Source organism: Pseudomonas sp. 2VD (genome assembly GCF_005503585.1).
Lineage (GTDB): Bacteria > Pseudomonadota > Gammaproteobacteria > Pseudomonadales > Pseudomonadaceae > Pseudomonas > Pseudomonas aeruginosa.
Genome location: NZ_SCND01000337.1, coordinates 1 through 6,553, shown reverse-complemented (window position 1 = coordinate 6,553; position 6,553 = coordinate 1). Strand labels below are relative to the sequence as shown.

Genomic DNA, 6,553 nt, shown 5'->3' with positions numbered 1-6,553 from the left:
CGGTGAAGGCCGACGAAGCGTTGCAGATCGGCCTGGCCAACCGGGTGGTGCCGAGCGGTTCGGCGCGAGCCGAGGCCGAGGAGCTGGCGGCGGAACTCGCCGCCTTCCCGCAGACCTGCATGCTCGCCGACCGCGCCAGCGTATATGCGCAGTGGGAACTGTCCTTCGACGTGGCCCTGGCCAACGAATTCCAGGGCGGACTGGCGGTGATCGAGAGCGGCGAGACCCTGGAGGGCGCGCAGCGCTTCAAGGACGGCGAGGGGCGCCACGGGCGCTTCGAGTGACGCCGTCGCGCCGCCCGGGCTAGCGGTGGATGATCACGTAGCTCTTGCGCACGGTTTCCTGCACATCCCACACGCCGAGACTGTTCTCCGGCAGCAGCAGGGCATCGCCGGCCTCGATGCGGATGGTCTCGCCGCCGTCCGGGGTGAAGGTGCAGCGGCCTTGCAGGAAGTGGCAGAACTCCTGCTCGACGATCTGCCGCCGCCAGCGTCCGGGGGTGCATTCCCAGATGCCGGTTTCCACCTGGTCGGTGTGCTCCACGGCGTAGGCGCGGGTCTGCGCGACCGGCTCGCCAAGGGGCACCGCGACCGGGCTGGCGGCGCCAAGATCGGCGCCGGCGGTATTTTTCAGAAGGGTCAGGGCCATGCGGTTTTTCCTCTGTGGGAGGTGGAGGGGATTCTCAGCGCATCAGGCTTTCCATGCCGGCCGCGAGGGTTTGCGCCAGGCTGCGGCGCCAGGGCGCGCTGTGCGGATCGGCAAGGACCCGGTCCTCATGGACGAAACTGCGGATGATCGCGTTGTAGCCGAGCCAGCGGCAGGGTTCCGGTTCCCAGCGGGCCAGGCTGTCCAGTGGACGCTCGCCCAGCACCCAGGGCTGCCGCAGCAGCTCGCTGTCCTCGCCGAGGATCAGCGCGGCCAGGGTGCGGCCGCCGAGGTTGCTGGCGCCGACCCCTTCGCCGCCGTAGCCGCCGGAGAGGGCGATGCCACTGGCGCGGTCGAGCAGCATGTGCGGGCGGAAGCGCCGGGCCATGCCGAGGTTGCCGCCCCAGGTGTGGCTGATCCTGGCGTCCTTGAGCTGCGGGAAGAGTTCGCCGAACAGGTAGCGACGCAGGCCGACTTCCTCGTCGTCGAGGCTGAAGTCGTTGCGCAGCTTGCCGCCGAAGCGGTAGCCGCCCCGCGCGCCGAAGGCCAGGCGGTCGTCGGCGGTGCGCTGGCCGTAGGTGACCTGGCGGCTGAATTCGCTGAAGGCCTGGCCGCGCTCCAGGCCGATCTCCGCCCAGACCGACGACGGCAGCGGCTCGGTGGCCACCAGCAGACTCTGCACCGGCAACTGGTAGTGGCCCAGTGGCGGCAGGCTGGCGGCATAGCCTTCCACCGCCGGCACGATCCATTCGGCGCGCAGTTCGCCGCGCTCGGTGCGCAGCAGGCCGCGTTGCCAGTGCAGCACCCGGCTCTTCTCGAACAGCCGCACGCCCAGGCGCTCCACCGCGCGGGCCAGGCCGCGCGCGAGCCTGGCCGGCTGGATGGTGGCGCAGTGCGGCGAATGGATCGCCCCGTAGCTGCCGGGGATGCGCAACTGCTGGTCGAGTTCCTGCGGCGTCAGCCAGCGGTAGTCGCTTTCGTCCAGGCCTTCGGCATAGAGATCATGCAGATAGGCGCGCAGGCGGCGTTCCTGTTCCGGGTAGCGCGCCGCGCAGTAGAGCACGCCGCCCTTGCGGTAGTCGCAGTCGATGCCTTCCTCTTGCAGCACCCGCGCGACCTCGTCGGGAATCCCGTGTAGCAGGTCGTAGCCGGCCCGGCGCCGTTCCGGCGGCAAGCCGGCGAGCAGGCCGTCCTCGCCGAGCAGGTTGCCCATCAGCCAGCCGCCGTTGCGCCCCGAGGCGCCGAAGCCGGCGGTTTCCGCCTCGACGATGGCGACGCGCAACTGCGGCGCCCGGCGCTTCAGGTAATAGGCGGTCCAGAGGCCGGTGTAGCCGGCGCCGACGATGGCCACGTCGACCTCGAGGGATTCTTCCAGGGACGGGCGCGCTTCGAGCGGATCGTCCAGTTGATTCATCCACAGGCTGAGGTGGCGCCAGGCCGACATAGAGGGCTCCATCGCGAGAGGGAAGGGGGAATGCGGCGAGAGTAGGAAGATGCCGTGCGCCTGTCGTGCGCGCGGGTCCGCTGGGAAATCTCAGCGGCGCGACGACAGGCGCTTCAGGTATTCGCGCGGAGACTGGCCGGTGTGCTGGCGGAAGCAGCGGTAGAAGGCCGACAGCGAATTGAAGCCGGCGGCGAAGGCCAGTTCGTCGACCCGTCCGGGCAGCTCGCCGGAAAGCTGGCCGAGCAGGTGTTGCAGGCGGGTCTGGTTGACGTACTGGTAGAAGCTCAGGCCGAGCACCTGGTTGAGCAGGTAGGAAATCTGGTTGCGCGTATAACCGGTGGCGTTGGCCACCTGGGTCAGGTCCAGGTCCGGATCGAGATAGGGCTGGGCCTGCTGGAAGTAGTGCTCCAGGTCGCGCGCCAGCAGGCTCAGCTGCTTGGCCGAAAGCCCCAGGCGGCTGGCCGGCGGCCGGCCGTCGCCGCCGGCCTGGGCTCCGCCGCCGCTTTCGTGGACCAGCGAGGCGTATTCGTTGATGCGCCAGATCAGGCCGTCGCGCACGGTGATCGCCTCGCTGGCGCGGAACGAAGCCAGGCGGCCGCTGAGGGTCACCCGCAGGCGGTACTGGATGAAGGCGGTATCGCCGTCGAAGCGGATACGGTCGGTGTGCTCCAGCGACTCGTCGGGGCCCTTGGGCATGGTCGCCTCGACGTACTCGCGAAGATCGGCCAGGCGCATCCGGCGGTTCTGGAAGAAGTCGTTGTATTCGACCTCGGGATGATAGAGCGCCATCACTGCGTCGATGTCGCGGTGCTTCCAACTGAGGTGGTAGCGCATGACCGTCTCGCGGGTGGCGTCGGCGAGGTCGCGGTCGGCGGGAATGGTCTGTTCGGGCTGCATGCAGCGAAGGATGCCATCGCCGCCGCCGGCGGAACAGTGCCGCGCCGTCATCCATGCACTGGATGACGGCGTATCCATCCTGCATATGGCGTTCGCCGAGGCGCTTTCCAGGGCCCCTGTTCACTCTTTCGGGCGACAGCCGGAATACCTCCTTGGTGCGCTTACCGCCGTTCGGGTCGCTGGGTAGGGTGTAGCCACCTCGACCCTGTCAGGAGAGCCGCATGACAACAACAAAAAGGCGCGGAATCTTCCCTCTGCACGCACTCGCTGCGGCCACAGCCCTGGGTTGCGCCACCCAGGCCTCGGCCGTGTCATTCAACATCGGGGAGATCGAAGGGCAATTCGACTCGTCGCTGTCGGTGGGGGCCAGCTGGTCCATGCGTTCCGCCGACAAGGACTACATCGGCACCCGCAACGGCGGCCACGCCTCGTCGCAGACCTCCGACGACGGCCGGCTCAACTTCAAGAAGGGTGAAACCTTCTCGAAGATCTTCAAGGGCATCCACGATCTCGAACTCAAGTACGGCGACACCGGCGCGTTCTTCCGTGGCAAGTACTGGTACGACTTCGAGCTGAAGGACGAACACCGCCTGCTCTACGACATCGACGACCACAACCGCAAGGAGGGCGCCAAGTCCTCCGGGGCGCAGCTGCTCGATGCCTTCCTCTACCACAACTACAGCATCGGCGACCTGCCCGGCAGCGTGCGGGTCGGCAAGCAGGTGGTGAGCTGGGGCGAGAGCACGTTCATCCAGAACTCGATCAACAGCATCAACCCGATGGACGTCGCCGCGTTCCGCCGGCCCGGCGCGGAGATCAAGGAAGGCCTGATCCCGGTGAACATGCTCTACCTGTCCCAGGGCATCAGCGACGCGCTGACCGTCGAAGGCTTCTACCAACTGGAATGGGACCAGACGGTGATCGACAACTGCGGCACCTTCTTCTCCACCACCGACGTGGTCGCCGATGGCTGCGAGCGGATGGTCTACGCCGGCAGCGACTTCGACCCGAACCCGGCCAACGGCTACCGCTACCTGCCGCGCGCCGGCGATCGCGATGCCCGCGACAGCGGCCAGTGGGGCCTGGCCCTGCGCTGGTACGCGGCGGAGCTGAACGACACCGAGTTCGGCCTGTACGCGATGAACTACCACAGTCGCAACCCGTACTACAGCGTGATCGCCGGCAACGGCCTGGCCACCTCCGACCCGGTCACCGGGCGCTCCACCGGCTATTACTTCATCGACTATCCCGAGGACATCCGCCTCTACGGCCTGAGCTTCCAGACCAACATCGGCAGCACCTCGGTGGCCGGCGAGCTGAGCTACCGGCCGAACATGCCGCTACAAATCAACAGCACCGACATGTCGATCGCCGCGATCTACCCGACCACCCTGTTCGGTAACCCGATCTACGACAGCGGCTTCGCCACCCCGCGCGCCGGCGAGGTGATCAACGGCTACGTGCGCAAGCCGGTGACCCAGGCACAGGTGACCGTCACCCAGTTCTTCGACCGGGTACTGGCGGCCGACCGCCTGACCGTGGTCGGCGAAGTCGGCTACAACCACCTCAGCGGGGTCGACGGCGACGACCTGCGCTACGGCCGCGACGCCATCTACGGCATCGGCGAACTGCCGAACAACGCCTTGTGCACCGGCGCGCTCAACGTGGCCAACCCGCAGGAGTGCAACAGCCACGGTTTCTACACCCGCAACTCGTGGGGCTACCGCCTGCGCGGGATCCTCGAATATCCCAACGTGTTCGCCGGGGTCAACCTGAAGCCGAACCTGGCCTGGTCGCACGACGTCGAGGGCTACGGGCCGAACTTCAGCGAGGGCGCCAAGGCCGTCAGCGTCGGCCTCGATGCCGACTACCAGAACACCTATACCGCCAGCATCAGCTACACCGACTTCTTCGGCGGCAACTACAACCCGATCAACGACCGCGACTTCCTCGCGGTGAGCTTCGGGGTGAACTTCTGAGGTCCGCCGCCCCTCGGGGCGGCCGCTTTCGCGGATACGAACAAGGATAACGACGCATGAAAACAGCACGACTCCTGTCCTCCGGGGCGCTGGCCCTCAGCCTGCTGGCCGGTTCGGTGACGGCGGCGGTTTCGCCCGACGAGGCCGCCAAGCTCGGCAGCAGCCTGACCCCCATCGGCGCGCAGAAGGAAGGCAACGCCGACGGCAGCATCCCGGCCTGGACCGGCGGCCTTGCGGCCAGCGCCGGCAAGGTCGACGGCAAGGGTTTCCTTTCCGATCCCTTTGCCGACGAGAAGCCGCTGTTCACCATCACCGCGCAGAACGTCGAGCAATACAAGGACAAGCTCTCCGACGGCCAGTTGGCGATGTTCAAGCGCTACCCCGAGACCTACCGGATCCCGGTGTACAAGACCCATCGCACGGTGGCCCTGCCGGCCGAGATCGACGAGGCGGTCAGGCAGAGCGCGCTGAACGTGCAGCCGATCAACGACGGCAACGGCCTGTCGAATTTCGAGAAGAGCCGCTACTACGCCTTCCCGATCCCGAAGAACGGTGTCGAAGTGCTCTGGAACCACATCACCCGCTACCGCGGCGGCAACCTCAAGCGCATCATCGTCCAGGCCACCCCGCAGACCAACGGCAGCTTCACGCCGATCCGCTTCGAGGAGTCGGTGGCGTTCCCGCAGAACATGCCTGACCTCGACCAGAGCAAGGCGGCCAACATCCTCACCTTCTTCAAGCAGCAGGTGACCGCGCCGGCGCGCCTGGCGGGCAACGTGCTGCTGGTCCACGAGACCCTCGACCAGGTCAAGGAGCCGCGCCTGGCCTGGGTCTACAACGCCGGCCAGCGCCGCGTGCGGCGCGCCCCGCAGGTGGCCTACGATGGCCCGGGCACCGCCGCCGACGGCCTGCGCACCTCGGATAACTTCGACATGTTCTCCGGCGCCCCGGACCGCTACGACTGGAAGCTGGTCGGCAAGCGCGAGATGTACATCCCCTACAACGCCTACAAGCTCAACGACCCGACCCTGAAGTACGGCGACATCATCAAGGCCGGGCACATCAACCAGGACCTGACCCGCTACGAGCTGCACCGGGTGTGGGAAGTGGTCGGCACGGTGAAGCCGGGTGAGCGGCACATCTACGCCAAGCGCCACATGTACATCGACGAGGACAGCTGGCAGATCGCCCTGGTCGACCACTACGACGGTCGCGGCCAGCTCTGGCGGGTCGGCGAGGGCCACGCGCAGTACCACTACGACCAGAAGGTCGCCGGCTACACCCTGGAGGCGCTCTACGACGTGATAGCCGGTCGCTACCTGGCGCTGGGCATGAACAACGAGGAGAAGCGCGGCTACGAGTTCGGCTTCAAGGCCTCGTCCGCCGACTACACGCCGGCCGCCCTGCGCAACGCAGGGGTACGCTGAGTCCCGCCCAGTCGCGACGAGCGTGGCGGCTTGTGCCGACGCGCTCGTTCGTTATGACGGCCCATCACCCGGCGCAATCATCGTTCAGCAGCGGGGCAGGCGCGGTCTAGGCTCCCGGCAAGGCGCTTCGACAGAACAAGAGCACTGCCATGACCGAGCCG

General features: G+C 67.3%; 5 protein-coding genes and 1 pseudogene. 3 read left to right on the top strand and 3 right to left on the bottom strand.

Going from position 1 to position 6,553, the window contains the following annotated elements:
• Positions 1-284 (top strand): annotated as a pseudogene (locus tag FFS27_RS26230) (crotonase/enoyl-CoA hydratase family protein); the annotation flags it as partial.
• Positions 285-303: 19 nt separating this feature from the next.
• Here the strand turns inward: FFS27_RS26230 and FFS27_RS26225 are convergent.
• The 3 genes from FFS27_RS26225 to FFS27_RS26215 all read right to left on the bottom strand — a co-directional run bounded on the left by FFS27_RS26225 (position 304) and on the right by FFS27_RS26215 (position 2,923).
• Positions 304-648: a cupin domain-containing protein gene (locus FFS27_RS26225; protein ID WP_021265111.1), complete on the bottom strand. Its 345-nt coding sequence runs from the start codon at positions 646-648 to the stop codon at positions 304-306.
• 34 nt (positions 649-682) lie between these two features.
• On the bottom strand, positions 683-2,089 hold the full coding sequence (locus FFS27_RS26220; RefSeq protein WP_003138204.1) for an NAD(P)/FAD-dependent oxidoreductase: 1,407 nt from the start codon (positions 2,087-2,089) through the stop codon (positions 683-685).
• A gap of 90 nt (positions 2,090-2,179) precedes the next feature.
• Positions 2,180-2,923 carry an AraC family transcriptional regulator gene (locus tag FFS27_RS26215; RefSeq protein WP_003119583.1) on the bottom strand — a complete coding sequence of 248 codons (744 nt, stop codon included), beginning with the start codon at positions 2,921-2,923 and terminating at the stop codon, positions 2,180-2,182.
• Positions 2,924-3,207: 284 nt separating this feature from the next.
• Here FFS27_RS26215 and FFS27_RS26210 point away from each other — a divergent pair, with 284 nt between their 5' ends.
• Both FFS27_RS26210 and FFS27_RS26205 read left to right on the top strand, forming a co-directional pair.
• Positions 3,208-4,965, top strand: a complete 1,758-nt coding sequence (locus FFS27_RS26210; RefSeq protein WP_003102337.1) for a DUF1302 domain-containing protein — start codon at positions 3,208-3,210, stop codon at positions 4,963-4,965.
• Between the two features lie 56 nt (positions 4,966-5,021).
• Positions 5,022-6,392 (top strand): DUF1329 domain-containing protein, encoded by a 1,371-nt coding sequence (locus FFS27_RS26205; RefSeq protein ID WP_003138206.1) that lies wholly within the window; start codon positions 5,022-5,024, stop codon positions 6,390-6,392.
• The last annotated feature ends 161 nt before the right edge of the window (positions 6,393-6,553 follow it).